This window comes from Janthinobacterium glycogeni (genome assembly GCF_051380725.1).
GTDB lineage: Bacteria > Pseudomonadota > Gammaproteobacteria > Burkholderiales > Burkholderiaceae_D > Janthinobacterium.
Genome location: NZ_JBNYXP010000001.1, coordinates 278,361 through 305,056, shown reverse-complemented (window position 1 = coordinate 305,056; position 26,696 = coordinate 278,361). Strand labels below are relative to the sequence as shown.

Annotated in this window: 26 protein-coding genes; 22 read left to right on the top strand and 4 right to left on the bottom strand. The window is 61.8% G+C overall.

Going from position 1 to position 26,696, the window contains the following annotated elements:
• Nucleotides 1-143 precede the first annotated feature (143 nt).
• The gene (locus ACQ4W4_RS01410; RefSeq protein WP_436540487.1) at nt 144-650 is read right to left on the bottom strand and encodes a DUF1993 domain-containing protein; all 507 of its coding nucleotides are present in this window, start codon (nt 648-650) and stop codon (nt 144-146) included.
• A gap of 261 nt (nt 651-911) precedes the next feature.
• Here ACQ4W4_RS01410 and ACQ4W4_RS01405 point away from each other — a divergent pair, with 261 nt between their 5' ends.
• Nucleotides 912-4,037, top strand: a complete 3,126-nt coding sequence (locus ACQ4W4_RS01405) for a bifunctional diguanylate cyclase/phosphodiesterase (protein WP_436540486.1) — start codon at nt 912-914, stop codon at nt 4,035-4,037.
• Nucleotides 4,038-4,046: 9 nt separating this feature from the next.
• The gene (locus ACQ4W4_RS01400) at nt 4,047-6,320 is read left to right on the top strand and encodes a xanthine dehydrogenase family protein molybdopterin-binding subunit (protein ID WP_436540485.1); all 2,274 of its coding nucleotides are present in this window, start codon (nt 4,047-4,049) and stop codon (nt 6,318-6,320) included.
• A gap of 3 nt (nt 6,321-6,323) precedes the next feature.
• On the opposite strand, the gene ACQ4W4_RS01395 is transcribed toward ACQ4W4_RS01400, so the two are convergent.
• Entirely contained in the window at nt 6,324-6,755 is a 432-nt protein-coding gene (locus ACQ4W4_RS01395) for a thioredoxin family protein (RefSeq protein ID WP_436540484.1), read from the bottom strand.
• Nucleotides 6,756-7,032: 277 nt separating this feature from the next.
• Between ACQ4W4_RS01395 and ACQ4W4_RS01390 the strand changes: the two genes are divergently transcribed.
• Nucleotides 7,033-7,950, top strand: coding sequence for a 23S rRNA (adenine(2030)-N(6))-methyltransferase RlmJ (locus ACQ4W4_RS01390; RefSeq protein WP_102294934.1), 918 nt, complete (start codon nt 7,033-7,035; stop codon nt 7,948-7,950).
• A gap of 200 nt (nt 7,951-8,150) precedes the next feature.
• On the opposite strand, the gene ACQ4W4_RS01385 is transcribed toward ACQ4W4_RS01390, so the two are convergent.
• Nucleotides 8,151-8,900: an SAM-dependent methyltransferase gene (locus tag ACQ4W4_RS01385; RefSeq protein WP_436540483.1), complete on the bottom strand. Its 750-nt coding sequence runs from the start codon at nt 8,898-8,900 to the stop codon at nt 8,151-8,153.
• Nucleotides 8,901-8,918: 18 nt separating this feature from the next.
• Complete coding sequence (locus tag ACQ4W4_RS01380; protein ID WP_436540482.1) at nt 8,919-9,527, bottom strand: Maf-like protein; 609 nt, start codon at nt 9,525-9,527, stop codon at nt 8,919-8,921.
• 223 nt (nt 9,528-9,750) lie between these two features.
• Here ACQ4W4_RS01380 and ACQ4W4_RS01375 point away from each other — a divergent pair, with 223 nt between their 5' ends.
• The 19 genes from ACQ4W4_RS01375 to pdxJ all read left to right on the top strand — a co-directional run bounded on the left by ACQ4W4_RS01375 (nt 9,751) and on the right by pdxJ (nt 26,684).
• On the top strand, nt 9,751-10,248 hold the full coding sequence (locus ACQ4W4_RS01375) for a YceD family protein (protein WP_436495032.1): 498 nt from the start codon (nt 9,751-9,753) through the stop codon (nt 10,246-10,248).
• A gap of 202 nt (nt 10,249-10,450) precedes the next feature.
• Complete coding sequence (gene rpmF / locus ACQ4W4_RS01370; RefSeq protein WP_034749653.1) at nt 10,451-10,633, top strand: 50S ribosomal protein L32; 183 nt, start codon at nt 10,451-10,453, stop codon at nt 10,631-10,633.
• 209 nt (nt 10,634-10,842) lie between these two features.
• Entirely contained in the window at nt 10,843-11,910 is a 1,068-nt protein-coding gene (gene plsX / locus ACQ4W4_RS01365) for a phosphate acyltransferase PlsX (protein WP_436540481.1), read from the top strand.
• A gap of 15 nt (nt 11,911-11,925) precedes the next feature.
• Nucleotides 11,926-12,924 (top strand): beta-ketoacyl-ACP synthase III, encoded by a 999-nt coding sequence (locus ACQ4W4_RS01360; protein WP_436540480.1) that lies wholly within the window; start codon nt 11,926-11,928, stop codon nt 12,922-12,924.
• Between the two features lie 31 nt (nt 12,925-12,955).
• Complete coding sequence (fabD, locus tag ACQ4W4_RS01355; RefSeq protein ID WP_436540479.1) at nt 12,956-13,897, top strand: ACP S-malonyltransferase; 942 nt, start codon at nt 12,956-12,958, stop codon at nt 13,895-13,897.
• Between the two features lie 49 nt (nt 13,898-13,946).
• Nucleotides 13,947-14,690 carry a 3-oxoacyl-ACP reductase FabG gene (gene fabG, locus ACQ4W4_RS01350; protein ID WP_034749638.1) on the top strand — a complete coding sequence of 248 codons (744 nt, stop codon included), beginning with the start codon at nt 13,947-13,949 and terminating at the stop codon, nt 14,688-14,690.
• 178 nt (nt 14,691-14,868) lie between these two features.
• Nucleotides 14,869-15,108 (top strand): acyl carrier protein, encoded by a 240-nt coding sequence (gene acpP / locus ACQ4W4_RS01345; protein ID WP_008449912.1) that lies wholly within the window; start codon nt 14,869-14,871, stop codon nt 15,106-15,108.
• Between the two features lie 29 nt (nt 15,109-15,137).
• Entirely contained in the window at nt 15,138-16,388 is a 1,251-nt protein-coding gene (gene fabF / locus ACQ4W4_RS01340; RefSeq protein ID WP_436540478.1) for a beta-ketoacyl-ACP synthase II, read from the top strand.
• A 162-nt stretch (nt 16,389-16,550) separates the two neighbouring features.
• On the top strand, nt 16,551-17,039 hold the full coding sequence (locus ACQ4W4_RS01335) for a hypothetical protein (RefSeq protein ID WP_436540477.1): 489 nt from the start codon (nt 16,551-16,553) through the stop codon (nt 17,037-17,039).
• A gap of 66 nt (nt 17,040-17,105) precedes the next feature.
• Entirely contained in the window at nt 17,106-17,729 is a 624-nt protein-coding gene (gene rpoE, locus ACQ4W4_RS01330) for an RNA polymerase sigma factor RpoE (RefSeq protein ID WP_436540476.1), read from the top strand.
• Between the two features lie 72 nt (nt 17,730-17,801).
• On the top strand, nt 17,802-18,125 hold the full coding sequence (locus tag ACQ4W4_RS01325) for a sigma-E factor negative regulatory protein (RefSeq protein WP_436540475.1): 324 nt from the start codon (nt 17,802-17,804) through the stop codon (nt 18,123-18,125).
• A 254-nt stretch (nt 18,126-18,379) separates the two neighbouring features.
• Entirely contained in the window at nt 18,380-19,876 is a 1,497-nt protein-coding gene (locus tag ACQ4W4_RS01320) for a DegQ family serine endoprotease (RefSeq protein WP_436540474.1), read from the top strand.
• Between the two features lie 55 nt (nt 19,877-19,931).
• Complete coding sequence (locus ACQ4W4_RS01315; RefSeq protein WP_070302033.1) at nt 19,932-20,177, top strand: glutaredoxin family protein; 246 nt, start codon at nt 19,932-19,934, stop codon at nt 20,175-20,177.
• 317 nt (nt 20,178-20,494) lie between these two features.
• Nucleotides 20,495-22,285, top strand: a complete 1,791-nt coding sequence (gene lepA / locus ACQ4W4_RS01310; protein WP_070223864.1) for a translation elongation factor 4 — start codon at nt 20,495-20,497, stop codon at nt 22,283-22,285.
• Between the two features lie 3 nt (nt 22,286-22,288).
• Nucleotides 22,289-23,206, top strand: a complete 918-nt coding sequence (lepB, locus tag ACQ4W4_RS01305) for a signal peptidase I (RefSeq protein WP_096236432.1) — start codon at nt 22,289-22,291, stop codon at nt 23,204-23,206.
• A gap of 74 nt (nt 23,207-23,280) precedes the next feature.
• A complete protein-coding gene (gene rnc / locus ACQ4W4_RS01300) occupies nt 23,281-24,096 on the top strand; it encodes a ribonuclease III (RefSeq protein ID WP_086140332.1) in 816 nt (271 codons plus the stop codon).
• Nucleotide 24,097: 1 nt separating this feature from the next.
• Nucleotides 24,098-25,000, top strand: a complete 903-nt coding sequence (gene era / locus ACQ4W4_RS01295) for a GTPase Era (protein ID WP_034749612.1) — start codon at nt 24,098-24,100, stop codon at nt 24,998-25,000.
• A 28-nt stretch (nt 25,001-25,028) separates the two neighbouring features.
• On the top strand, nt 25,029-25,880 hold the full coding sequence (recO, locus tag ACQ4W4_RS01290) for a DNA repair protein RecO (protein ID WP_436540473.1): 852 nt from the start codon (nt 25,029-25,031) through the stop codon (nt 25,878-25,880).
• 42 nt (nt 25,881-25,922) lie between these two features.
• Nucleotides 25,923-26,684 (top strand): pyridoxine 5'-phosphate synthase, encoded by a 762-nt coding sequence (pdxJ, locus tag ACQ4W4_RS01285; RefSeq protein WP_436540472.1) that lies wholly within the window; start codon nt 25,923-25,925, stop codon nt 26,682-26,684.
• Nucleotides 26,685-26,696 lie beyond the last annotated feature (12 nt).

The following is a 26,696-nucleotide window of genomic DNA, read 5'->3' as shown; positions in this document are numbered from 1 at the left end:
AAGCGGTATTACTCCAAAGCGTCGACGCTTAAGCAAATCGTAGCGAGCGGCGATGATTTGTGGCTAAGAAGCGCAGCCGTACTTTAGTACGGCGAGCATCGCAGGCCGCAAAGCGCGCCGCGCAGTAGATTTGCTTATGCGTCTCAGAAACTGCCGATAAAATCCTTCTTGCCCACTTCAATGCCATTGTGGCGCAGGATGTCGTACGCCGTCGTCGCGTGGAAGAAGAAGTGCGGCAGCGCGTAGTGGAGCAGATAGGTCTGGCCCGTGAAGTGCTTGGTCTTTTCGCCGCTGCCGGTGGTGATGGCGCGCGTTTCGCTGCCGTCGATGTCCGCTTGCGGCAGGCTTTCCAGGAAGGCGATGGTTTTCACGATGCGCGCTTTCAGCTCTGCAAAGCTCTGTTCGCTGTCTTCATACGGTGGCACGGCCACGCCGGCCAGACGCGCGCCGCAGCCCTTGGCGAAGTCGGTGGCGATCTGGATCTGGCGCACGAACGGCAGCATGTCCGGGAACAAGCGGAATTGCAGCAGGGCGTTCGGGTCGATTTTCTTGTCTTGCGCGTGCGTTTCCGCCTTGTCCAGGATGGCGGCCAGGCTGCCCAGGATCTGTTTGAAGACGGGGATCGAAGCGGAGTAGATGGAGAAGGTCATGGTGGTTCCTCTAGGTAAAGTGGCGCGATGATAGCAAGCCGCGCGCTTTTTTGCTGGCGCCGCCCGGGCGCGCCGGCCCACGTGTGGTTTTTCAAGCCTGTCTATATAGCATGACCTGGATGCCGACACGTGTTTATTGGTGACTTTTCCCGCTTTTTCCATGCATAATTGCTCTTGAAAAAGTTTCTTCCCGCCTTGTCACCTGAATTCCCCTGTAAAGTTCGATGATCGCCCGCCTGATCCCTGTTGCCCTGTTGCCGCATGTTTAATTCACCTTACCAGCGCCTGCGCGCCAGCCTGCGCGTGCTGTACGGCTCGTCGATCTATGGCGCCCTGCTGCTGGTGGTGTTCGGCGGCCTGGTCGTGCCCGCCATTTTCGGCAGCTATGTGCTGGTCGGCGTGCATGAACGCCAGTCGGCGCGCACCAGCCTGAACGAGGCCTTGCAGCGCAATGCCGACATCCTGGCGCTGGGCATGCAGGAGTCGCTGTGGAACATGAATGCGGAATCGGCCCATTCGCTGGTCGAATCGGTAATGCGCGACCGCGCCGTGTTGCTGGTGAAGGTGCTGGGGCAGGGCGACACGGAATTCATCCGCCTGCAGGCGCCGCAGCGGCCTGTGGGCAATCTGTACCGCGCCGAACGCGACATCCTCGTGCGCGGCGAACGCATCGGTCATATCGTCGTCGAGATGGACGACGCGCGCAGCCAGCAGGAGCTGCGCGAAAAGCAGATGTCCTATATTTTCGTGCTGGGCGCGCAGCTGGCCGTGTCGATGGCGCTGATCGTGCTGTTCCTGAACCGCCGCCTGCTCAAACCCCTGCGCCGCCTGACGCGCTTTTCCGACCGCCTGTCGCACGGCGATTTCGACACGCCGCTGACGTCGCACGGCAATGACGAGCTGGGCCGCCTGACGGCCCAGCTCGAGCAAATGCGCGCGGCCATCGGCCAGCTGTTCGAGGATGTGGGCCAGCGCGAAGAGCGTTTCCGCACCATCGTCACGCAGGTGCCTGGCGCCGTTTTCCGCTACCGGCCCGACGGGCCCATCGATTTCGTCAGCGACGCCATCGAAGACATTGCCGGCTATTCGGCGCACCAGTTCATGCGCGGCACCACGCATGCCTGGGCCGACCTGATCTGTCCGGAAGACCGCCGCGAGCATCGCCGCGCCGTGCGCCAGGCGGTGGCCGACGAACGGCCGTATGCGCTGGAATACCGCATCATCGACGCGTTCGGCATCGAGCGCTGGGTGGCCGAGAATGGCCAGCCGCAGGCGGGCGAGCAGGGCGTGACCTGGGTCGACGGCATCATCGCCGACATCAGCCAGCGCAAGCACCACGAGATGCGCATCGAAGCGCTGCTCACGGAGCAGAGCGCCATCCTCGACAACGTGATGTTCGGCGTGATGTTCGTGCGTCACCGCCGCATCATTTCCGTCAACCGCCGCTGCGAGGAACTGTTCGGCTACGGCCATGCCGAGATGACGGGCAGTTCCACCGCCATCGTGTTCATGACCTCGTATGACTTCGAGGAAGCGGGCGAACGCCAGTATCCGGCAATGGCCGCGGGCGGCGATTTCAGCGAGGAGCGCCAGTACAAGCGCCGCGACGGCAGCCTGTTCTGGGCGCTGGTGAGCGGCTGCGCGCTCGATCCGCTGCGCCCCAACGAGGGCAGCATCTGGGTGTATGCCGATATCACGGCGCGCAAGGAAGCCGAGGAAAAGCTGCGTTTGTCGGCCACCGTGCTCGAACATATCGCCGACGGCGTGATGGTGGTCGATGCGGACGGCATCATCGTTACCGTCAATCCCGCCTTCACGCAGATCACCGGCTATACCGAAGCCGAGGCGGTGGGCCAGCATTCCTCGCTGACACGCTCGGCGCGCCACGACTCTGCCTTTTACCAGGCCATGTGGGACGAATTGAAGGCCAGCGGTTTCTGGCGCGGCGAGATCTGGCACCAGCGCAAGAACGGCGAGCTGTACCTGGAGTGGCTGACCATCAGCGCCGTGCGCGACGCGCGCGCCGGCACCACGCATTACGTGGGCGTGTTCAGCGATATCACGCTGGTCAAGGAGTCGCAGGAAAAGCTCGACCACATGGCCCACCACGATCCGCTGACGGCGCTGCCGAACCGGCTGCTGTTCCACGATCGCCTGCAGCACGCGCTGCTGCGCGCCGCGCGCGACCAGGAGCAGCTGGCCGTGCTGTTCATCGACCTGGACCGCTTCAAGAACGTCAATGACACCCTGGGCCACCACGTGGGCGACGAATTGCTGCAGAAGGTGGCCGGCCAGCTGGCGGCCCGCCTGCGCGAAGGCGATACCCTGGCGCGCCTGGGCGGCGACGAGTTCATCGTGCTGCTCGAGGGTATCGACGGCGAGTACGGCGCGACGCAGGTGGCGGAAAAGCTGATGACCATGTTCGACCAGCCGTTCACGGTGGCCGACCACGAACTGTTCGTCACCTGCAGCGTGGGCATCAGCCTGTATCCGGACGATGCGCTGGACTTGAACATGCTGATCCGCAATGCCGACGTGGCCATGTACCAGGCCAAGGCGCGCGGGCGCAACGGCTACCGCTTCTATGCGCCGTCGATGACGGGCGAGGGCGTCGAGCGGCTGCGTCTGGAAACCTTCCTGCGCCGCTCGATCGAGAAAAACGAGATGTTCCTCAATTACCAGCCGCAGGTGGAAATCGACACGGGCCGCCTGGTCGGCGTCGAGGCGCTGGTGCGCTGGAACCATCCGGAACTGGGCCTGGTGCCGCCCGCGCGTTTCATCCCGCTGGCCGAAGACAGCGGCTTCATCAACCAGTTGGGGAAATGGGTGCTCGACGAAGCGTGCCGCCAGATGATGCGCTGGCAGGCGCAGGGCTTGCACGTGCCGAAGATGGCCGTCAACCTGTCCGTCAAGCAGTTCGAACGGGGCAGCATCGCCGGCATGGTGGCCGCCATCTTGCAGGAAACGGGTCTCGAGCCGCAGCGGCTGCAGCTGGAAGTGACGGAGTCCGTCATCATGAACACGGGCGACGCCCTCGGTTTCATCAACGACTTGCACGCCATTGGCGTGGGCCTGGCCATCGACGATTTCGGCACCGGCTATTCCTCGCTCGCGTATCTGAAACAGCTGCCCGTGCAGACCTTGAAGATCGACCGCTCCTTCATCAAGGATATCTCGACGGACGTCAACGACGAAGCGATTGCGATTGCCATCATCCAGCTGGGCAAGAGCATGCAATTGTCGGTGATCGCCGAAGGCGTGGAGACGGAAGAGCAGGCCGCCTTCCTGCTGCGCCATGGCTGCAAGCTGGCGCAAGGTTATTTTTATAGCCGTCCGGTGCTGGCACAGGATATGCTGGAGCGCTGGATCGATCACTCATTACTATAAAGGATAGCCATGGCCGCACAATCCTCCCCGTCGCGTCGCCGTTTCCTGCTCGGCGGCCTTGGCCTCGGCGTGGCCGGCGTGGGCGCCCTGGTACTGGGCTGGGGCGTGCTGCCGCCGCGCCAGCGCCTGCACGGCAGCGCGCCGCTGCCGCTCCACGATGGCGCCGTGGCCTTGAACGGCTGGCTGGCGATTCAAGCCGACGGCACGGTGCTGCTGGCCATGCCGCGCAGCGAGATGGGCCAGGGCGTGCACACGGCCTTGCCCATGCTGGTGGCCGAGGAACTCGACGTGCCGCTGGCCAGCGTCAAACTGATCCAGGCGCCGAACGATAAAATCTTCGGCAATGTCGCCATGCTCAAGGACAGCCTGCCTTTCCATCCCGATGACCAGGGCCGCGTAAAAGCGCTGGCCCAGTGGACGGTGGCCAAGGCGGCGCGCGAACTGGGCGTGATCGTCACGGGCGGCTCGTCGAGCGTGAAGGATGGCTGGGGCCCGATGCGCGAGGCGGGGGCGTCCGCGCGCGCCATGCTGCTGCAAGCCGCCGCCGCGCAGTGGCAGGTGCCGGCCGCGCAATGCCGCACGGAAAATGGCGACGTGGTCCACCCCGATGGCCGGCGCGCCAACTACGCCAGCCTGGCGCAGCGCGCCGCCGCCATCGATCCGGGCACGCCCGTGCTGAAGGCGCCCAGGGATTTCAAACTGATCGGCCAGCCGGCGCCGCGCCGCGACACGCCGTCCAAAGTCAACGGCAGCGCGCGTTTCGGCATCGATGCGCGTCCGCCCGGCATGCTGTACGCGGCCCTGCATCTGCCGCCGCGCCTGGGCGATACCTTGTCCGCATTCGATGCGGCGCCCATCCTGGCCATGCCCGGCGTAAAGAAAGTGCTGGATCTGACGCCGCAGCTGGCCCAGCGCAGCGTGTCTTGCGCGGCCGTGGTGGCCGATACCTGGTGGCGCGCCAGGCAGGCGGCTGCCGCCTTGCCGACGCAGTGGAAGGCTGGCCCGCAGGCGAACTTGTCCAGCGCCGGCGTGTATGCCGAGTTCGCCCGGCTGTTGGATAGCGAAGCCGGTTATGCCTATCACGCCAGCGGCGAGGTGGAGGGCAAGGCCGTGCAGGACATGCGGCGGGTCAGCGCCGAGTACCGCGCGCCGTTCCTCGCGCACGCCGCCATGGAACCCGTCAACTGCACCGCGCAAGTCAAGGATGGCAAGGTGATGCTGTGGGTCTCGACGCAGGCGCCCGGCATCGCCGTCGACGTGGCGGCGAAAGTGGCCGGCGTCGATGCGCAGGACGTCAGCATCGAAGTGCTGCTGCTCGGCGGCGGTTTCGGCCGCCGCCTGGAAGTGGACATGGTGGCGCAGGCCGTGGCCATCGCGCTGCAGTGCGATGGCGCGCCCGTGCAGCTGGTGTGGACGCGCGAACAGGACACCAAGCACGATATGTACCGTCCCGCCGCGCTGGCCCGCTTTGCGGCCCGTCTCGACGAGCATGGCCGCATCGCTTCCTGGGACAATAAATCCGTCAGCGGCTCCATCACGCACCAGTACCTGCAGCGCAATTTCGGCTTGCCCGGCGCGGGGCCGGACAAGACCACGGCGGAAGGCGAATTCGACATGCCGTATGAAATCGCCAACCAGCGCATCGCCCACGTGATCGCCGACAGTCCCGTGCCGGTCGGCTACTGGCGCTCCGTCGGGCATTCGCATAATGCATTCTTCAAGGAAAGCTTTATCGACGAACTGGCGCATGCGGCGGGGCAGGACGGCATTGCCTTCCGGCGCGCCATGTTGCTGAAACATCCGCGCCACCTGGCCGTGCTCGATGCGGCCGTCGCCAGGGCGGGCAGTGCTCCGCCCGGCCATGCGCATGGCGTGGCCCTGCACCAGTCGTTCGGCAGTATCGTCGCGCAAGTGGCGCAGGTATCGGTGGAAAATGGCGAGATCCGCGTGCAGCGCGTCGTGTGCGCCATCGATTGCGGCATCGCCGTCAATCCGAACATCATCGCCCAGCAGATGGAGTCGGCCGTGCTGTTCGGCCTGTCGGCGGCGCTGGGCGGCGAGATCACGTTCCAGGAAGGGAAGGTCGAGCAAGGCAACTTCCACGACTATCCCGTGCTGCGCATGGGGCAAACGCCCGAGGTGGAAACCATCATCATCGCCAGCGCCGAACATCCGGAAGGCGTGGGCGAACCGGGCACGCCGCCGATCGCGCCGGCCGTGGCCAACGCCGTGTTCAGTCTGACGGGGAAACGCCTGCGCAGCCTGCCGCTGCGCCTGGGGTGATGTTTAATCGGCCAGGGTGGCGGCCAGCAGGGTGCGCAGATTGCAGTCGCGCTGCCAGTCGCGCCGTTCCTGCGTGCTGCCGGCCAGCGCCGCCAGCTCTCCGGCGCTGAGCGCCTGCTGCGCCTGCACCATGCGGTGCGCCAGGCCGCCGTCGGGCAGCACGGTGCCGAAGAAGGCCACGTTGTCTTCGTGCTGGATCAGCAGGGTGGGAAAGTTGTCGATGTCGAGGTCGCCCACCACGTCGGCCTGGTCTTCGATGTCGATCCAGACGAAATTGGTGTCCGGGTGGCGCGCGGCCAGTTCCTCGAACGTGGCGCGGTAGCTGCCGCAAGTGCCGCACCACAGCGCGCACAGGCAGGCCACCGTCCAGCGCGGGCCGGTCAGGGCTGCCGCGACGTCGGCGCGGTTGTCGGTCGTGAGGGTCAGGCTGTGCATGGTCGTATCTATTCAGTAGGGCGATGGGCGCCGGGCGCCCGCAGCGCGTATTCTACCGCGCCCGGCGACACCAGTCCCGGGAATGCATGGGCTTGTTTAGCCGTGTTTTTTGATGCAACCCACCTTTCTGGTGGATAATGCTGATAATTGCGCGCTGATTACGCTGGTCCATGCTGTTTCCTGGCCCCGCAGCCTGACTCCTCCAGTCTGTTTTCATGCCCTGCCCGGTGTCAGCGCTCCCGCCTTTGTTTATTTTTATTATGGAATTAGCCAGCTTATGTTGAGTTACCGCCACGCCTTTCACGCGGGTAATCACGCCGATGTGTTGAAACATTATGTGCAGATTCAGTTATTGCAATATCTGAATCAAAAAGATACCGCCTATAGTTATATCGATACCCACTCCGGCGCGGGCGTGTATGCGCTCGACGGCGGTTACGCCTCGAAAAACGCCGAATACGAAACGGGTATCGCACCCCTGTGGGACCGCACGGACTTGCCGGCCTCCCTGGCCGAGTACATGAAGCTGATCAAGGAAATGAATCCGAGCGGCAAGATGCGCTACTACCCGGGTTCGCCGTACTGCGCCGACAAGGTCAGCCGTGAGCAAGACCGTCTGCGCCTGTTCGAGCTGCATCCTGCCGATGCCAAGATTCTGGCTGATAACTTTCGCAAGGTCGAGGCGCATGCGCTGGCCCAGGGCGAGCGTCCCACCGTGCGCGGCAAGCGCGTCATCATCACCAAGGCTGACGGCTTCCAGAGCCTGAAAGCCCTGCTGCCGCCGCCATCGCGCCGCGCGCTGGTGCTGATCGACCCGCCATACGAAGACAAGATGGATTACCGCAAGGTCAAGGATACCCTGGCCGACGCTCTCGTGCGCTTCCCGTCCGGCATCTACGCCGTCTGGTACCCGGTGCTGCAGCGCATGGAATCGCGCCAGTTCGCCGACAAGCTCAAGCAATTGCCCAGCTCGGACTGGCTGCACGTGACCCTGACGGTGAACACCCCGTCGCCGGACGGCTTCGGCCTGCACAGCAGCGGCATGTTCATCTTGAACCCGCCGTACACGCTCGAGCCGATGCTGCGCGAAGTCATGCCTTACCTGGTCAAGGTGCTGGGCCGCGACGATGGCGCGAAGTTCGTATTGGAAACGGGCAAGGGCGGACAGAAAAATACCGGCACCAGAAGAGTCTGAGGACACCTGACCAAACCTACTGCGCGTCGGTATAGGCGGCCTGCGATGCTCACCGGCTCGGCGCCCCCGTACTTAGTACGGTTGCGCTTCTTAGCCACCTCTTCCTTCCGCTCGCTACGGTTTTGTCAGGTGTCGTAACTATCGTAGTTGAGCAAAGTAAACGCCACGGCAAATATGTTTGTGGCGTTTGTCGTTTACGTTTACTGTCCCAATAACAAGAACACGGTCGGTTTCTTGTGGAAGTCAGGTGCCTTGCCGGCAGCCAATTGTTTCTTCCACTGTCCGCCATTCCACGTTTGCACGCTTTCCGTGTCCAGGCTCAGGTCGGTGGCAACGCAGATCAGGGTCGACGGCGCGCATTGCGCCACGAGCGCTTCGAGCATGGCGGCGTTGCGGTACGGCGTTTCGATGAACAGCTGGGTCTGCTTTTCCGTGCGCGAACGCACTTCCAGTTCCTTGATGCGCTTGGCGCGCAAGGCCGCATCGGTAGGCAGGTAGCCGTTGAAGGCGAAGCTCTGGCCGTTCAAGCCGCTGGCCATCACGGCCAGCAGGATCGACGACGGGCCCACCAGCGGACGCACTTTAACGCCGTGCTGATGCGCCAGACGCACCAGGTCGGCGCCTGGGTCGGCCACGGCGGGCACGCCCGCCTCCGACACGAGGCCCGCGTCGCGTCCCGCCAGCAGCGGCGCCAGCAAGCCGGCCAGCGCTTGCGCCGGGGTATTGACGTTGAGTTCGGAAATCGTGATTTCCTGCAGCGGCTTGGCCAGCGGATGCTGGTTGCCGATCAGTTTCAGGAAGGCGCGCGCCGTCTTGGCGTTTTCCGCGACGAAATAATCGAGTTGCGAGGTGATCTGCCGCACTTGCTCGGGAATGATACGGGCCAGCGGGTCGATGGCGCCATCGGACAGGCCGAGGTGATTGGGGATCAGGTACAGGGTGCCGGTCATATTCTTATTGTCGGTAAATTAAAGGGTGAAAAACGCCACGCCCGCCTTGCGCAGCATGCCGCTAAGGGCGATCAGGGGCAAGCCGGTCAGGGCGGTCGGGTCGGTGCTGTCGATACGTTCGAGCAGGGCGATGCCCAGGCCTTCGTTCTTGGCGCTGCCGGCGCAGTCGTACGGCTGCTCGATGCGCAGGTAGGCGTCCAGTTCCGCGTCGGGCAAGTCGCGCACGGTGACGAGAGTCTGGATATCTTCCACTTGCGCCACGGCGGGCGACTGGCGCCCGTCGAGCAGGCATAGCGCCGTGTGGAACACGGTCTGGCGCCCGCGCATGGTTTGCAGTTGCAGCAGGGCGTTCGCATGGTTGCCCGGCTTGCCGATCTGCGCACCGTCCAGGGTGGCGACCTGGTCGGAGCCGATGACGAGGCTGCCAGGATAGCGGTCGAGCACGGCCTGTGCCTTGGCTTGCGCCAGGCGCAAGGCTGTGGCGCTGGGACTTTCGCCGTGCAGGGGGCGTTCGTCGAGATCGGGCACGGCCACCTCGAAAGGCAGGCGCAGGCGTTCCAGCAATTCCTTGCGGTAAGTCGAACTCGATGCAAGAATCAAGCGCAATGGGACAGAAGTTGGTATCATTCGGTAGTGGATGGCGGCCGGCATGGCCGCGCAGGTCGATGTCAGTGGAATTTCACGCAAATTCCAGGGCGCAGAGCCCACAACTGAGGCTCCATGCGGCATGACGGTATTGATGAAGTTGTCATGTTGATGGCAATGATTGCGTCAAAAAAGATGCTTAGCCTTTGACTCCGTGCTAAAAACCCTGTTATTATCGCAGGTTTTCCGGGGAAATTTTCTACCAATGAATGCTTTTGTGATCGACGCCTTTGATTTTTGTCGTATCAGCGGGAGCCGCGAGGGTGTAACTCCTGTCGCTGAAATGACCCGGTTGACCAAGGATTGTGCAGATAGTTCCGGCGAGATCGCCTGGAAGATCGTCGGCGGCACCAGCAAGCTGGGCTACCCACAACTGACCTTGTCGGTCAACGGCACCGTTCAGCTGGTTTGCCAGCGCTGCCTGACTCCGTATGCTTACGCAATTGATTCGACGACCACTCTGATGCTGGGCAAGGATGACGAGCATGCGGACGAGATCGAAGAAATCATCAACGATGAATCGATCGACGTGATCGTCGGCAGCCGCAGCATGGATGCCGCGGCCCTGATCGAAGATGAAGCCTTGCTGGCCCTGCCGCAGGTACCCAAACACGACGTCTGCCCCGATACGGCGCAGCTCGATGCTCTCAAGTCTGAAAAGAAGTCGCCGTTTGCGGCACTGAAGGACTTGAAGCCAGAATAAAGTGGTAAAGGGGTTTCCCCCATCAAAGAACGTGTCAAACGCGTGTAGTAATCGAGTATGGCAAGTGTAGTGAAATGTAATTGTAATAAACGATGTCGGTCCGGGCTATTTTCGGGTAGTCTTTGCCGCTGGGATACTCGATTCGCATGTATTTGCTAATCGATTGTGCTAAAATTTTAGAACTTATGTATTAGGAGTCATCATGGCAGTTCAACAGAACAAGAAAACCCCTTCCAAGCGCGGCATGCACCGTTCGCACGACTTCCTGGTCGCGCCGCAATTGAGCGTCGAGCCAGTTACCGGCGAAACACACATGCGTCACCATATCAGCCCTAACGGCTTCTATCGTGGCCGTAAAGTGTTGAAGACCAAAAACGACGAGTAATCGACGTTTTTGTTGGGTAAGATGAAAGCGGTGTTGCGTGGTTATTCGGCGTGGCGCCGCTTCTTCTTTTTTATCGGCTGCAATTCATCTTGCGCACCCGTCATTTTGAATCAAGCTTGCCAGGCGGTGCATGACATGCTGCGCCCTGCATATGCTCCAGTCCGATTCACATCTTGCCGCACGCCCGCAGCGGTATTGAATCAACACAAATGACAATCAAAATTTCTATCGACTGTATGGGCGGAGATCACGGTCCCTCAGTCACTATCCCCGCAGCAATTTCCTTCGTAAAACATGAGCCTGAAGCCGAACTGATCCTTGTTGGATTGGAAGACGTGATTCGTGCCGAACTGAAAAAACATAAAGCCGACACGCATCCGCGCCTGTCGGTATTGCATGCCTCCGAACAAGTTACCATGGATGATCCCCTGGAAGTGGCCCTGCGCCGCAAGAAGGATTCCTCCATGCGCGTGGCCATCGAACAGGTCAAGAACGGCGTGGCGCAAGCCTCCGTTTCCGCCGGTAATACGGCAGCCCTGATGGCCGTGTCGCGCTATGTATTGAAAACCATGTCCGGCGTCGACCGCCCGGCCATCTGCAGCATCTTGCCGAATCAAAAGAACGGCCCGACCTACATGCTGGACCTGGGCGCGAACGTCGATTGCGAACCGCATCACTTGCACCAGTTCGCCATCATGGGCTCCGTGCTCGTGTCCGCGATGGAAGGCATCGCACGCCCGACGATCGGCTTGCTGAACGTGGGCACGGAAGATATCAAGGGTAATGAAGTGGTGAAACTCACCTCGAAGCTGCTGCAGGCCGACCACGAGCGTGGCGCGCTGAACTTCTACGGCAACGTGGAAGGCAACGATATCTTCAAGGGCACGACCGATATCGTCGTCTGCGACGGTTTCGTCGGCAACGTGACCCTGAAAGCCATCGAAGGCCTGGCGCGCTTCATGAAAGACGTGCTCACTTCCGAATTCAAGCGCAATCCGATTACCATGCTGGGCGCGCTGATCGCCCGCGGGGCCCTGAAAGCCATCGGCAACCGCTTGAATCCTTCGCGTTACAACGGCGCCAGCCTGCTGGGCTTGCGTGGCCTCGTCTTCAAGAGCCATGGCAGCGCCGATGCCTATTCCTTCGAATGGGCCTTGCGCCGCGCTTTTGATGCGGCAAAAAATGACGTGCAAGCGCACTTGGCCAGCATGATCGCCGAGCTGATGCCGCGCACGCCAGTACCGGACGAACCTACATCAACAAGCTCTACCATTTAGTGGACGGGTATTTGCATGACTGTTTTTAGCAAAACTTACAGCAAAATTATCGGTACCGGCAGCTATCTGCCGGAGAAGCGCGTCACCAACCAGGATCTGACCGAACAGCTCGCCGCCAAGGGCATCGAGACGTCGGATGAATGGATCGTCTCGCGCAGCGGCATCTCGGCGCGCCATTACGCGGCGCCGACGCAAAATTCCTCGGACCTGGGCGTGGAAGCGGCCAAGAAGGCCCTGGAAATGGCCGGCCTGAACGGCAACGACCTGGACCTGATCATCGTCGCCAGCTCGACTCCCGATTTCTTCGGCAGCTTCCCCAGCACCGCCTGCATCGTGCAAAACAAGCTGGGCATCACGAACAACTGCGCCGCCGTCGACGTGCAAGCCGTCTGCAGCGGCTTCGTGTATGCGGTGGCCACGGCCGATAGCTTCATTCAATCGGGTATGCACAAGAACGTGCTGGTGATCGGCGCCGAAGTGTTTTCGCGCATCCTCAATTTCGACGACCGCGGCACCTGCGTGCTGTTCGGCGACGGCGCCGGCGCCATCGTCATGACGGCATCGAAAGAGCCGGGCATCCTGGCCACCAAGCTGCACGCCGATGGCCGCCATTCGGACATCCTCAGCGTACCCGGCAGCTTGGCCGGCGGCGCACTGGCCGGCAGCGCCTTCCTGTACATGGACGGCCCGGCCGTCTTCAAGCTGGCCGTGTCCGTGCTGGAAAAAGTCGCGCACGAAGCGCTGGAGCACGCCAACATGACCTCGGACCAGATCGACTGGCTGATCCCGCACCAGGCGAACATCCGCATCATGAACAGCACGGCCAAGAAACTCGGCTTACCACTGGACAAGATGGTCGTCACCGTCGACCAGCATGGCAACACTTCGGCCGCCTCGATTCCGCTGGCGCTCGACATCGCCGTGCGCGACGGCCGGGTCAAGAAGGGCGACAACGTCATGATGGAAGGCGTGGGCGGCGGCTTTACCTGGGGCGCCGTGCTGGCGCGCATGTAATCCCGCAACACTATTAAAAAACGGAGTCACCATGACACAATTTGCATTTGTTTTCCCAGGCCAAGGCTCGCAAGCGATTGCGATGCTCGACGGTTTCGCTGGCAACCCCGTGGTTGCGCAAACCGTGGCTGAAGCGTCGGACGCCTTGCAATTCGACCTGGGCAAGCTGATCGCCGAAGGTCCGAAGGAAGAGCTGGACCTGACCACCAATACGCAACCGGTGATGCTGACGGCGGCCGTGGCCTTCTATCGCGCCTGGCTGGCAGCGGGCGGCCCGGTGCCGACGGTCGTGGCCGGTCACAGTCTCGGTGAATATTCGGCGCTGGTCGCCGCCGGCGTCATTGCGTTCAAGGACGCCGTGCCGCTCGTGCGTTTCCGCGCGCAAGCCATGCAGGAAGCCGTACCGGTAGGGCAGGGCACGATGGCCGTCGTGCTGGGCCTGTCGGACGACGACGTGCGCGCCGCCTGTGCGGAAGCGGCGGCGGAAAACCCGGCCCTGGTGGTCGAGCCTGTCAATTTCAATGCGCCGGCGCAAGTGGTCATCGCCGGTCATACGGCGGCCGTCGAGCGCGCCTGCGAACTGGCCAAGGCCAAGGGCGCCAAGCGCGCCATGAAGCTGCCCGTCTCGGCGCCATTCCACTCGTCGCTGCTGAAGCCGGCATCGGACCGCTTGCGCGAGTACATGGCCGGCCTGACGTTCGCCGCGCCGCAGATCGCCCTGATCAACAACGTCGACGTGGCCATCGTCAACGACGTCGCCGGCATCAAGGATGCGCTCGTGCGCCAGGCGGCCAGCCCCGTGCGCTGGGTGGAAACGATGCAGAAAGTGGCTCTTGAGGGCATCACGCAAGTGATCGAATGCGGCCCGGGCAAGGTCCTGATGGGCCTGGCCAAGCGCATCGATCCCGTGCTGGTGGGCGACGCCATCGTCGACCAGGCCTCGCTGGAACGCATTTTGACGCAGCTCCAATAAACATCAGATCGCGGCAGCCTGCCTGCCGCACTTGCTTTTAAGGATACTCATGAATTTAGCAAATCAAGTCGTGCTGGTCACGGGCGCCTCGCGCGGCATCGGCCGCGCCATCGCCACCGAACTGGGCAAACAGGGAGCTACCGTGGTTGGCACCGCTACCTCGGAAAGCGGCGCGCAGGCGATCACCGATTACCTGGCTGCCGAAGGCGTAACGGGCAAGGGCCTGGTCCTGAACGTGACCGATGCGGCGCGCTGTGCGGCCGTCGTCGATGAAGTGCAGAAAACCTACGGCAGCCTGTCCATCCTCGTCAACAATGCGGGCATCACGCAAGACCAGCTGGCCATGCGCATGAAGGATGAGGAGTGGGACAGCGTGATTTCCACCAACCTGTCGGCCGTCGGCCGCCTGTCGCGCGCCGTACTGCGCGGCATGATGAAAGCCAAAACTGGGCGTATCATTAATATCACGTCGGTGGTGGCTTCGTCGGGCAATCCGGGGCAAATGAATTACGCGGCGGCCAAGGCCGGCGTGGAAGGCATGAGCCGCGCCCTGGCGCGTGAAATCGGCAGCCGCAACATTACCGTGAACTGCATCGCCCCTGGCTTCATCGATACCGACATGACCAAGGCCCTGAGCGAAGAGCAGCACGCGGCCCTGTTGACGCAAATTCCCCTGTCCCGCCTGGGCAAACCGGAAGACGTGGCGGCGGCGGTGGCCTTTTTGGCCTCGCCGCAAGCGGCCTACATCACGGGCACCACCCTGCACGTGAACGGTGGAATGTACATGAATTGATGTGAAAGCTAGACGGGGCGGGCGTTTGTGGCATGATTCAACGGCCGTTTTTGTCTATAATCGCATCTTTTAGCAGCAGCTTCGGTCGAATTAGCAGCAGACACCGAAATTAGTATTCGGACGCGCAAACCTGATAAAATGCGCGCACTTTCCGTAACACACACTTTGGAGCCATAACATGTCGGATATCGAACAACGCGTTAAGAAAATCGTCGCTGAGCAACTGGGCGTTGCAGAAGCAGACATCAAAATCGAATCCTCCTTCGTCGACGATCTCGGCGCCGATTCCCTGGACACCGTGGAACTGGTCATGGCCCTGGAAGACGAATTCGAAATGGAAATCCCTGACGAACAAGCTGAAAAAATCACCACCGTGCAACAGGCGATCGACTACGCCACCGCACACGTCAAGGCCTAAGCCTGTCTGACCGACTTCAGGAGAATCGCTTGAGCCGTTCTAAAAACCGTCGTGTTGTTGTCACCGGCCTGGGCTGCGTTTCACCTGTCGGCAATACTATTGCCGAGGCGTGGGGCGCAATCATTGAAGGTAAATCCGGCATTGCCACGATTACCAAGTTTGATGCACAGCCATTCACCACGCATTTTGCCGGTGAAGTCAAAGGCTTCAATATCGAAGAGTACATCTCCGGTAAGGAAGCACGCCACATGGATACCTTTATCCATTACGGCATGGCTGCCGGCATCCAGGCGATGCAGGACTCCGGCCTGGAAGTGACCGAAGAAAACGCCGAGCGCATCGGCGTGATCATCGGTTCCGGTATCGGCGGCTTGCCGCTGATCGAGGAAACCAAGTCCGAGTACGAAAAGCGCGGTCCGCGCCGTATCTCGCCATTTTTCGTGCCTGCCTCGATCATTAACATGATCTCTGGCAACCTTTCGATCAAATATGGTCTGAAGGGCCCGAACCTGGCGATCGTGACGGCGTGTACCACCGGTTTGCACAGCATCGGTGCCGCAGCGCGCATGATCGAGTACGGCGATGCCGACGTCATGATCGCCGGTGGCGCTGAATCGACCGTGTCGCCGCTGGGCCTGGGCGGTTTCGCCTCGGCACGCGCCTTGTCGACCCGCAACGACGATCCGGCAACGGCATCGCGTCCGTGGGATACCGACCGCGACGGCTTCGTGCTGGGCGAGGGCGCTGGCGTCATGGTGCTGGAAGACTACGAGCACGCGGTGGCCCGTGGTGCCAAGATCTATGCCGAAGTGCATGGTTTCGGGATGAGCGCAGATGCTTATCACATGACCTCGCCGCTGGAAGATGGTAGCGGCGGCAGCAAATCGGTGATCGCGGCCCTCAACAACGCCGGCTTGAACGCGGATCAGATTCAGTACCTGAACGCGCATGGCACGTCGACCCCGCAAGGCGACGTGGCGGAAGTGATGGGCATCAAACGCACCTTCGGCGAGCACGCCAAGCATCTGGTTGTCAACTCGACCAAGTCGATGACGGGCCATTTGCTGGGCGGCGCGGGCGGTCTGGAAGCGGTGTTTACGGTCCTGGCATTGCACCATCAGGTGTCGCCACCGACCATCAACATCTTCAACCAGGATCCGGCTTGCGATCTCGATTTCTGTGCCAACACGGCGCGGGATATGAAGATCGATTATGCAGTGAAGAATTCGTTCGGCTTCGGCGGCACGAATGGCACACTGATTTTCGGTAAAGCGAAATAAGCAGGAACTTTCAAGCGCTCGCTACGGTCAAATCGTAGTGAGCGCTGATTCGGCGCCAACGTTCGTTGGCGCCTGAATTTGCCCGGCATGTTGCCGGCGCGCCTTTTTTTCCCATGAAGTATGTCAATCGCGGTAGCGGCTGTTATTCGCACGCCTGTCTGTTTGCGTCTGTTGCAAGCGGCGCTGGGACTGTGCGCCTTGCTGGCCGCCTGGCCCCTGAGCGGTGCGTGGCGTGCGGCGGCGGTGCCTGAGCAACTGGTGGGCGGCTATGCGCTGGGCTGGCCCGGTGCGTTGCTGAGCACGGCTGGCGGCGTGTCGTTGCTCGCTTTGCTGCGCAGGCGCAGAAAGCCGCAGACGCTTGATATTTCGCCGGTCGGCCAGTTGCGGCTGGCGGTATATCTGGAGCATGGCGGCGCGCCAGGGGCAGATGCCGGCGGGGTGGCGGAGCCGCCCGGCCCGGGGCCGTCGCAGCCGTCAGGACTGCGCCTGTTGCCGGGCTCGACCCTGTGGCCGTCGCTGCTGGTGCTGTGCCTGGCCGATGCCGCGGGGCGGCGCACGCAGGTGCTGGTGCAGCGCGGCGGCGGCTGCCCCGCCTTCCGCCCGCTGGCCGTGGCGTGCCGGGCCATTGCGGCGCGGAGTGGGGGCGAATAAAAGTGGGGCGAACACTGAACTTCTTGCAGCGGGCCAACTCTATATCCATACAGGCGCCCACGCTGCATGCCACCAGGGACATTGGGCGTGAGGACAGAGCGCGAGTATGATCAGTTACTGGTCGAGCGGGTGCAGGCTGGCGACAAACGGGCATTCGATGTGCTGGTATCGAAATACCAGCGCCGCTTGATGCGCCTCGTGTCGCGCCTGGTGCACGACCCGGCGGAGGCCGAAGATGTGGTGCAGGAAACCTTTATCAAGGCATACCGGGCGCTGCGCCATTTTCGCGGCGACGCCGCTTTTTATACCTGGCTGTACCGCATCGGCATCAATACGGCCAAGAATTATCTCGTCACGCAGGGGAGGCGTGCCGCCACGTCCAGCGATGCCGACGCCGAGCAGGCCGAGTCCTTCGATGATGGCAATAAATTGCGTGACAACAATACACCCGAATCGGTGCTGGCCAGCAAGCAGATTGCGGCCACCGTCAATGCGGCCATGGATGTGCTGCCCATCGAATTGCGCACGGCCATCGTGCTGCGCGAGATCGAGGGCCTGAGCTATGAAGAAATATCGGAGATCATGGCGTGCCCCATCGGCACCGTGCGCAGCCGGATTTTTCGCGCGCGCGAAGTGATTGCGGAAAAATTGAAACCGTTGCTGGACATGCCAATTGACAAGCGCTGGTAATCTGAAGAGTATGAGGTTGGCATGGCTGCGTCCGGTTTTCGCACCGATCTTCTTGAAATGGCAGGACCCATCATGGATACGCACACACGATTGCACGAGACTATTTCCGCCCTGGCCGATGGCGAGCTGGCGGCGAGCGAACTCGAACTGGCATTTGCCGCCCTCGACACGGATGAGGGACGGCAAGCCTGGAATGCCTATCGCCATATCGGTGACGTGCTGCGCTCGGAGCAGTGCGGTCATCTACTGAGCGCCCAGTTCGATGCGCGCCTGGCCAGCCGCCTGGCCGCCGAGTCGGACCCTGCCCGTGCGGAACCGCTGCTGCCCCTGTCCGCCTCCATCGTGCCGCCGGGGGCGGCCGAGCCGCTGGACGCGGGCCCGCTGGCGCAGCGCTAGCTAACGCGTTTCCATCTTATGCCAGGCTTAACTCCCGCGTCACCCTCTTGACACTGGACTTCGGTACGATTGACACTGTGTGCAGGCAATATCTTGCTTTTGCGATATATTGTTGCATTGTTTGCCATATGCGCTGCCATGTGCGCTGCCGGATGTGTTTGCCCCCGGGATGCCGTCATGACGGCCGATCGTGCACGCAGGCAATCGCCTGATCCGCGTTTTGATCCGTTTATATATTCGAAGAGAACCTTTCCATGAAAAAAAACATGTGTGCCGCCAGCAAGTCGTTTTCAGTAAAGACGCTTTCCGCCTTATTGTTCGGTACCGCTGGCGTGTTTCTGGCTCCCACCATGCTGGGGCTGGCGCCACAGGCGCAGGCCGCCGTGCCGGCGGTGAAACTGCCTGATTTCTCGGACCTGGTCGACGCCGTGGGCCCGGCCGTGGTGAATATCCGCACCACCGAACGCCTGAGAATGGGCGGCGCCGGCGCCGGCAGTCAGGATGAGCAGGAAATGCAGGAATTTCTGCGCCGCTTCTTCGGCGGCGCCATGCCGACGCCGCGCCAGCAGGCGCCGCGCGGCGGCCGCCGCGCCGTACCGCAGGAACAGGAAGTGCAGCGCGGCGTGGGTTCTGGCTTCATCATCTCGGCCGATGGCTACGTGCTGAGCAATGCCCACGTGGTCGATGGCGCCGACGAGGTCTACGTGACCCTGACGGACAAGCGCGAATTCAAGGCCAAGGTGATCGGCGCCGATGCGCGCACCGACGTGGCCCTGCTGAAAATCGAGGGCGGCAACCTGCCGCGTCTGACCATCGGCGATTCGAACAAGATCCGCGTGGGCGAGTGGGTCATCGCCATCGGTTCGCCGTTCAACCTGGAAAACACGGTGACGGCCGGCATCATTTCCGCCAAGTCGCGCGACACGGGCGACTACCTGCCCCTGATCCAGAGCGATGTGGCCGTCAATCCCGGCAACTCGGGCGGACCCTTGATCAATATGCGCGGCGAAGTGATCGGCATCAATTCGCAGATCGCCACCCTGTCCGGCGCCTATAACGGCATTTCGTTTGCCGTGCCCATCGATGAAGCCATGCGCGTGGGCGAGCAGCTGAAAAAGACGGGCAAGGTCGTGCGCGGGCGCATCGGCGTGCAGATCGGCGAAGTGAGCAAGGACGTGGCGGAATCGCTGGGCTTGCCGAACGCCAAGGGCGCGCAAGTGTCAATGGTGGAGCCGGGCGGTCCGGCCGACAAGGCGGGCATCAAGCCGGGCGACATCATCCTGAAATTCAACGGCGCCCAGATCGAGCGCTCCTCCGACCTGCCGCGTCTGGTGGGCGGCGCCGCCGTCAATGGCAAGTCCACGGTCACCGTCTGGCGCAAGGGCGCGCAGGCGGACATTCCCGTCACCGTCGTCGAGCTGGAAGGCGAGAAAACGGCGAAGAAGGGCGCCAGGGAGCCGGAAGCGCAGGCCGTCAATGCACTGGGGCTGAAGGTCAGCGACGTGCCGGCCGCGAAGAAACAGGAATTGAAGATCGACGCGGGCGTGCTGGTCGACGATGCCGATGGCGTGGCGGCTCTGGCCGGCCTGCAGCCTGGCGATGTGATCTTGCAATTGAATAATGTTGCCGTGAAAGACGCCAAGCAGTTCAACGCCTTGGTCGCCAAGCTCGATCCGAAGAAATCGTCGGCCGTGCTGGTGCGCCGCGGCGATACGGCGCAATTCGTTTCGCTGCGTCCATCGGCCAAGTAAGTTTCTGATCTACCTGCGTCCCGGCCCCGGCCGGGATGCTTTTCCCCATATCTTCATGCACTTCACCCTCTATTCCCGCAGTTATTGCCACCTTTGCCAGGACATGCTCGACGCCTTGCTCCTGCTGCAGCCGCCCGGCAAGCCGTTTACGGTGGACGTGATCGACATCGACGCCTCGCCTGACGCCTCGCTGCTGGCCCGTTTCGACGAGCTGGTGCCGGTGCTGTTCGGCGACCTGGCGCAGCCCGAGCTCTGCCATTATTTTCTCGACGAAGCGGCGGTACGGCGCTGCCTGGCGTAGCTTAATTGCCAATATTGACACTGCATTGCACCATTCTGGTGCTGAAAACAGCCGAAAATGTCGGCTTGCCCCGGTGCCGGCCTCATAAGACGGGCTTTCTACTCTGAAATCCGGTAAAATGGGGAGGTCGAAAAAGCTACTGTCCGAGGCAGCAGCTTCTGTCGCTTCAAAAGCGCTCGCCTGGGCATGCAGATGTCCTGCTCGGAGCGCTTTTTTCATCATGAGTGGGGCGCCTGATTTTGGCCCTGTTTGGCCCGGACATGATCCCCCTGATTCCTGTTAAAGCAGTGTCGTCAACTTCGCACTTATATTAGTTAATGAACAACATACGCAACTTCTCCATCATCGCCCATATTGACCACGGTAAATCGACCCTGGCTGACCGCATCATTCAATTGTGCGGCGGCTTGTCCGACCGCGAGATGGAGGCGCAGGTGCTCGATTCGATGGATCTGGAGCGCGAGCGCGGCATTACCATCAAGGCGCAAACGGCGGCCCTGCACTACAAGGCGCGCGATGGCCAGATCTACAACCTGAACCTGATCGATACGCCGGGCCACGTCGACTTCAGCTATGAAGTGTCGCGCTCGCTGTCGGCGTGCGAAGGCGCGCTGCTGGTGGTGGACGCATCGCAAGGCGTGGAAGCGCAAACGGTGGCCAACTGCTACACGGCGCTGGACCTGGGCGTGGAAGTGGTGCCCGTGCTGAACAAGATCGACTTGCCGAACGCGGATCCGCCGAGCGCGATCGCCGAGATCGAAGACGTGATCGGCATCGACGCGGCTGACGCCGTGCACTGCTCGGCCAAGACGGGCTTCGGCGTGCTGGACGTGCTCGAGCAGCTGATCGTCAAGGTGCCGCCACCGAAGGGCGACCCCGATGCGCCGCTGCAGGCGCTGATCGTCGACTCCTGGTATGACGCCTATGTGGGCGTGGTCATGCTGGTGCGCGTGATCAACGGCACCCTGAAACCGAAAGACAAGATCCGCCTGATGGCCACCGATTCGGTGCAGCTGGTGGAAGACATCGGCGTGTTTTCGCCCCGTTCGCAATCCTTGCCGCAATTGTCGGCAGGCCAGGTGGGCTTCATCATCGCCGGCATCAAGGAATTGAAAGCGGCGAAAGTGGGCGATACCGTCACCCTGGCCAACCGTCCTGCCGCCGCGCCATTGCCTGGCTTTAAGGAAGTGCAGCCGCAAGTGTTTGCCGGCCTGTTCCCGGTCGAAGCGAACCAGTACGACGCGCTGCGCGACTCGCTGGAAAAGCTGAAACTGAACGACGCGGCCCTGATGTACGAGCCGGAAGTGTCGCAGGCGCTGGGCTTCGGCTTCCGCTGCGGCTTCCTGGGCTTGCTGCACATGGAAATCGTGCAGGAACGCCTCGAGCGCGAATTCGACATGGACCTGATCACCACGGCGCCTACCGTGGTGTACGAAGTGATCCAGCGCGACGGCACCATGATCAACGTCGACAATCCGTCGAAGATGCCCGATCCGTCGCGCATCGAGGAAGTGCGCGAGCCTATCGTCACGGTCAATCTGTACATGCCGCAGGAATACGTCGGTTCCGTGATCACCCTGTGTATCGGCAAGCGCGGCATCCAGATGGACATGAGCTACCACGGCCGCCAGGTCAAGCTCGTGTATGAAATGCCGATGGCCGAGATCGTGCTGGACTTCTTCGACCGCCTGAAATCGACGTCGCGCGGCTATGCCTCGATGGATTACGAGTTCAAGGAATACCGCGCGGCCGACGTGGTCAAGGTCGACATGCTGATCAACAGTGAAAAAGTCGATGCGCTGGCCATCATCGTCCACCGTTCGAACAGCCAGTACCGTGGCCGCCAGGTGGCCGCCAAGATGCGCGAACTGATCCCGCGCCAGATGTTCGACGTGGCGATTCAGGCGACCATCGGCGCGAACATCATTTCGCGCGAAAACGTGAAAGCCTTGCGCAAGAACGTCCTGGCCAAGTGCTATGGCGGCGACATCAGCCGCAAGAAAAAATTGCTGGAAAAACAAAAAGCGGGTAAGAAACGCATGAAGCAAGTGGGTTCCGTGGAGATCCCGCAAGAAGCATTCCTGGCAATTTTACAAGTGGATGGTTAATCAATGAACCTGCAAGTGATTTTAGGAAATTTCGCTTTAATCCTGTTCGTGCTGATGGTGTTGACGGGCCTGGTCTGGTGCCTGGATGTATTTTATCTGTCCAAGCAGCGCCGCAAGGCGGCCGACCGCGCCCTGGCTGAATTCGATGCGCGCCAGTCCAAGCTGGCCGCCGAGGGCATCAAGTCCGATGCGGGCGGCAGCCGCGCCACCATCGAGGCGGCGCTGTTGCGCCAGCCGACCTGGGTCGAGTATTCGGGCAGCTTCTTCCCCGTCATCGCCCTCGTGTTCTGCCTGCGCTCGTTCCTGTACGAGCCGTTCAAGATTCCGTCGAGCTCGATGGTGCCGACCTTGCTGGTGGGCGATTTGATCCTGGTCAACAAGTTTACGTATGGTATTCGTTTGCCGATCGTCAACAAGCGCATCATCGAAGTCAACGATCCGCAGCGCGGCGACGTGATGGTGTTCAAGTACCCGAAAGATATGTCGCAAGACTATATCAAGCGCGTGATCGGCGTGCCCGGTGATAAAATTACCTATGAAAACAAGCGCTTGACGGTCAACGGCAAGGAAGTGCAGTACACCCCGCTGGACGACTACCTCGATGACGAAAGCACGGTCTACCACAAGCAGCTGGAAGAAAACCTGACGGGCGTGAGCCACCGCATCCTCAACGACGAGCCCGCTCCCACGTTGAACTTGCGCGAAGTGAAGGATTTCCCGCACAAGGATGCGTGCAACTACAACGAAGACGGTTTTACGTGTGTAGTGCCACAAGGCAATTACTTCATGATGGGCGACAACCGCGACAATAGCGCGGACAGCCGTTACTGGGGCTTCGTGCCGAACGAGAACATCGTCGGCAAGGCTTTCCTGGTGTGGATGAACTTCAGCAATCCGAAAAGAGTGGGTGGCATACACTAAGCCGCCCGTATGGCCGCCGTGCCGATTCCCCGCGCGGCGGCCAGCCGAATTACTCAGATGACACAGAAACAACAATGAATCTTCAGCTATTGCAAACCCGTTTAGGCTATACGTTCCAGGATGCTGGCCTGTTGCAGCAAGCCTTGACGCACCGTAGCCACAGCAGTTTGCATAATGAGCGGCTGGAATTCCTCGGCGACTCCATCCTCAACTGCGTGGTCGCTTCCATCCTGTACGAACGTTTCAAGACCATCGACGAGGGCGACCTGTCGCGCCTGCGCGCCAATCTGGTCAAGCAGCAGTCGCTGTATGAAATCGCGCAAAAGCTGGAATTGTCGCAATTTTTGCGCCTGGGCGAAGGCGAGCTCAAATCGGGTGGTTTCCGCCGCCCATCGATCCTCGCCGACACCCTGGAAGCCTTGCTGGGCGCCATCTTCCTCGACACGGGCTTCGACGCCGCCAGCACGGTGATCCGCGCCTTCTACATCCCGATACTCGACTCGGTCGATCCGCAAACCCTGGGCAAGGATGCCAAGACCCTGCTGCAGGAGTTTTTGCAAAGTAAGAAAATTTCGCTGCCACAGTACAACGTGGTGGCTACCCATGGCGCCGCCCACAGCCAGGAATTCGAGATCGAATGCCTGGTGCCGAAATTGAACATCCAGGTTTACGGCCGTGGCGGAAGCCGCCGCGCCGGTGAGCAAGCTGCCGCCAAACTGGCGCTGGACGTGGCCGAGCAGGCGCTGTTGAAGTCGCCTGCCGCCAGCCGCAAGCCCAAACCGCGCGCCGCCCAGCTCAAGCTGGCCGGCATTGCCACCATCCAGAGCGACGACGCGCAAGCCCCGGCTGCCCCGGCGATCGCCGCTCACACTAAACAGAATCGACACTAGCATGACAGCCACCAAAATGCCCGACAACTTCCGCTGTGGCTATATCGCCATCGTGGGCCGCCCCAACGTGGGCAAATCGACCCTGATGAACGTGCTGATCGGCGCGAAGGTCAGCATCACTTCGCGCAAGGCGCAAACGACGCGCCACCGCATCACGGGCATCCAGACGGTGCCGGACGCGCAGTTCATCTACGTCGACACGCCAGGCTTCCAGACGCGCCACTCGAACGCGCTGAACAAGACGCTGAACAAGACCGTCACGAACACGCTGATTTCCTCGGACGTCATCCTGTACGTGATTGAGGCGGGCACGTTTGGTCCGGCCGACCAGCAAGTGATGGACCTGCTGCCGAAGGAAGTGCCGTGCATCCTCGTCATCAATAAATCGGACCGCGTGAAGGACAAGGCTGTCTTGCTGCCGTTCGCGCAAAAGATCGCCGCCATGCGCGACTTCGCCGCCATCGTGCCCGTCTCGGCCAAGCTGCATTTCCAGCTGGAAGGTTTGCAGAACGAGATCAAGCGCTTCCTGCCGGAAAACCAGCCCATCTTTGGCCCGGACGACATCACGGACCGCAGCGAGAAATTCCTCGCCTCGGAAATCGTGCGCGAAAAACTGTTCCGCTTTGTCGGCGACGAACTGCCGTACACGAGCACCGTGCTGATCGAGAAATTCGAGCAGGAAGGCGATTTGCGCCGCGTGTTCGCCGCCATCCTGGTCGAGCGCGATACGCACAAGTCCATGATCATCGGCAACAAGGGCGCGCGCCTGAAGGAAGTGTCCACCCAGGCCCGCCTGGATATGGAAAAACTGTTCGGCGGCCCCGTGTACCTGGAAATCTGGGTCAAGGTCAAGTCGGGCTGGGCCGACAACGAGGCGGGCTTGCGCGCCTACGGCTACGAGTAATCCGCAACCCGGGGGCGACGCCACACGCATGAGCACCACCACGCCAGCGCTGCACGATCCTGCGCCAGCCTCACCCGTTGTCCCCGCGACGGCGGCCATCGCGCCGCCGGCCGCACCCTCCGCACCGCCCACGTCCGCCGCACCCCGGCGCAGCCGTCCGCCCGCGCGCGACGGCCGCATCACGGGCCAGCCAGCCTTCGTGCTGCACAGCTATCCGCATAAAGAAACCAGCCTCATCGTCGACGTGTTTACGCGCGAATACGGCCGCATCGCGCTCGTCGCCAAGGGCGCCAAGCGGCCCCATTCGCAGTTGCGCGGCGTGCTGCAGACGTTCCAGCCGCTGCAGGCGGGCTGGACCGGCAAGTCCGAACTGCGCATCCTGACGGGCGCGGAATGGGTGGGTGGCATGTTACCGTTGGAAAAGACCGCCTTGCTGTGCGGCTTCTATCTGAACGAATTGCTGGTCAAATTGCTCGCGCGCGACGACCCGCATCCCGTCCTGTTCGATCACTACGTTGCCACCTTGAATCAACTGGCGCACAATGAGCCGCCGCCCATCGTGCTGCGCAAGTTCGAGCGCGCCCTGCTCAAGGAAACGGGCGTGGCGGCCGACCTGACGCGCTGCACGGGCACGCGCCAGGCCGTCGAGGCGGGGCAGGTGTACGTGGTCGACCCGGAGCGGGGACCGCGCCCGGCGCGCGCGGCCGACGCCTGGCCGAAGATCACGGGCAAGACCCTGCTCGACATGGAGCGCGAAGATTATTGTGACGTGGCCACGCAGGCGCAAAGCAAGCTGCTGATGCGCTTTTTGCTGGCCCATCAACTGGGTGGCGCCACCTTGAATACGCGCCAGATACTGATCGATTTAATGCAGCTGTAGCGGCGGTTTGCCGCGCGACAGCACTTTACGGATACCATCACTATGAGCTTTTTGCAGCCTTCCGGCCCCGTCATCGACCTGGGCGTCAATATCGACCACGTGGCCACCTTGCGCAATGCGCGCGGCACCGCGTATCCGGACCCGGTCCGCGCGGCCCTGCTGGCCGAACAGGCGGGCGCCGACGCCATCACGCTGCATTTGCGCGAAGACCGCCGTCACATCAAGGATGCGGACGTGATCGCCATCGCGCCGCAGCTGCTCACGCGCATGAACCTGGAAGCGGCCGTGACGGCCGAGATGATCGATTTCGCCTGCCGCATCAAGCCTGCCGACGTCTGCCTGGTGCCGGAAAAACGCACGGAAGTGACGACCGAGGGCGGCCTGGACGTGGTGCGCTTCTTCAAGGAAGTGCAGGCGGCGGTGAAACAATTGCAAGGCGAGGGTATCCGCGTGAGCCTGTTCATCGATGCGGACGAGCAGCAGATCGCCGCCGCCGCCGAGCTCGGTGCACCCGTGATCGAGCTGCACACGGGCCGCTATGCCGATACGGACGGCGCCGAGCAGTTGGCCGAGCTGGAGCGCATCAAGGCGGGCGTGCTGTTCGGCGTGGGCCGCGGCTTGAAGGTCAATGCGGGCCACGGCTTGCATTACACCAACGTGCAGGCGATCGCCGCCATTCCCGATATCGCCGAACTCAATATCGGCCACGCCATCGTCGCGCATGCCGTGTTCGTCGGCTGGGAAAACGCCGTGCGGGAAATGAAGGCCATCATGGTGGCCACGCGCCTGGGCCACAGGGCCTGACCAGGGAGCAGG

Bases quoted from the DNA above. Each gene is read 5' to 3' on its own strand.
- ACQ4W4_RS01410 (WP_436540487.1), bottom strand. From the start codon at position 650: ATGACCTTCTCCATCTACTCCGCTTCGATCCCCGTCTTCAAACAGATC.
- ACQ4W4_RS01405 (WP_436540486.1), top strand. From the start codon at position 912: ATGTTTAATTCACCTTACCAGCGCCTGCGCGCCAGCCTGCGCGTGCTG.
- ACQ4W4_RS01400 (WP_436540485.1), top strand. From the start codon at position 4,047: ATGGCCGCACAATCCTCCCCGTCGCGTCGCCGTTTCCTGCTCGGCGGC.
- ACQ4W4_RS01395 (WP_436540484.1), bottom strand. From the start codon at position 6,755: ATGCACAGCCTGACCCTCACGACCGACAACCGCGCCGACGTCGCGGCA.
- ACQ4W4_RS01390 (WP_102294934.1), top strand. From the start codon at position 7,033: ATGTTGAGTTACCGCCACGCCTTTCACGCGGGTAATCACGCCGATGTG.
- ACQ4W4_RS01385 (WP_436540483.1), bottom strand. From the start codon at position 8,900: ATGACCGGCACCCTGTACCTGATCCCCAATCACCTCGGCCTGTCCGAT.
- ACQ4W4_RS01380 (WP_436540482.1), bottom strand. From the start codon at position 9,527: ATGATACCAACTTCTGTCCCATTGCGCTTGATTCTTGCATCGAGTTCG.
- ACQ4W4_RS01375 (WP_436495032.1), top strand. From the start codon at position 9,751: ATGAATGCTTTTGTGATCGACGCCTTTGATTTTTGTCGTATCAGCGGG.
- rpmF (WP_034749653.1), top strand. From the start codon at position 10,451: ATGGCAGTTCAACAGAACAAGAAAACCCCTTCCAAGCGCGGCATGCAC.
- plsX (WP_436540481.1), top strand. From the start codon at position 10,843: ATGACAATCAAAATTTCTATCGACTGTATGGGCGGAGATCACGGTCCC.
- ACQ4W4_RS01360 (WP_436540480.1), top strand. From the start codon at position 11,926: ATGACTGTTTTTAGCAAAACTTACAGCAAAATTATCGGTACCGGCAGC.
- fabD (WP_436540479.1), top strand. From the start codon at position 12,956: ATGACACAATTTGCATTTGTTTTCCCAGGCCAAGGCTCGCAAGCGATT.
- fabG (WP_034749638.1), top strand. From the start codon at position 13,947: ATGAATTTAGCAAATCAAGTCGTGCTGGTCACGGGCGCCTCGCGCGGC.
- acpP (WP_008449912.1), top strand. From the start codon at position 14,869: ATGTCGGATATCGAACAACGCGTTAAGAAAATCGTCGCTGAGCAACTG.
- rpoE (WP_436540476.1), top strand. From the start codon at position 17,106: ATGCCACCAGGGACATTGGGCGTGAGGACAGAGCGCGAGTATGATCAG.
- ACQ4W4_RS01325 (WP_436540475.1), top strand. From the start codon at position 17,802: ATGGATACGCACACACGATTGCACGAGACTATTTCCGCCCTGGCCGAT.
- ACQ4W4_RS01320 (WP_436540474.1), top strand. From the start codon at position 18,380: ATGAAAAAAAACATGTGTGCCGCCAGCAAGTCGTTTTCAGTAAAGACG.
- ACQ4W4_RS01315 (WP_070302033.1), top strand. From the start codon at position 19,932: ATGCACTTCACCCTCTATTCCCGCAGTTATTGCCACCTTTGCCAGGAC.
- lepA (WP_070223864.1), top strand. From the start codon at position 20,495: ATGAACAACATACGCAACTTCTCCATCATCGCCCATATTGACCACGGT.
- lepB (WP_096236432.1), top strand. From the start codon at position 22,289: ATGAACCTGCAAGTGATTTTAGGAAATTTCGCTTTAATCCTGTTCGTG.
- rnc (WP_086140332.1), top strand. From the start codon at position 23,281: ATGAATCTTCAGCTATTGCAAACCCGTTTAGGCTATACGTTCCAGGAT.
- era (WP_034749612.1), top strand. From the start codon at position 24,098: ATGACAGCCACCAAAATGCCCGACAACTTCCGCTGTGGCTATATCGCC.
- recO (WP_436540473.1), top strand. From the start codon at position 25,029: ATGAGCACCACCACGCCAGCGCTGCACGATCCTGCGCCAGCCTCACCC.
- pdxJ (WP_436540472.1), top strand. From the start codon at position 25,923: ATGAGCTTTTTGCAGCCTTCCGGCCCCGTCATCGACCTGGGCGTCAAT.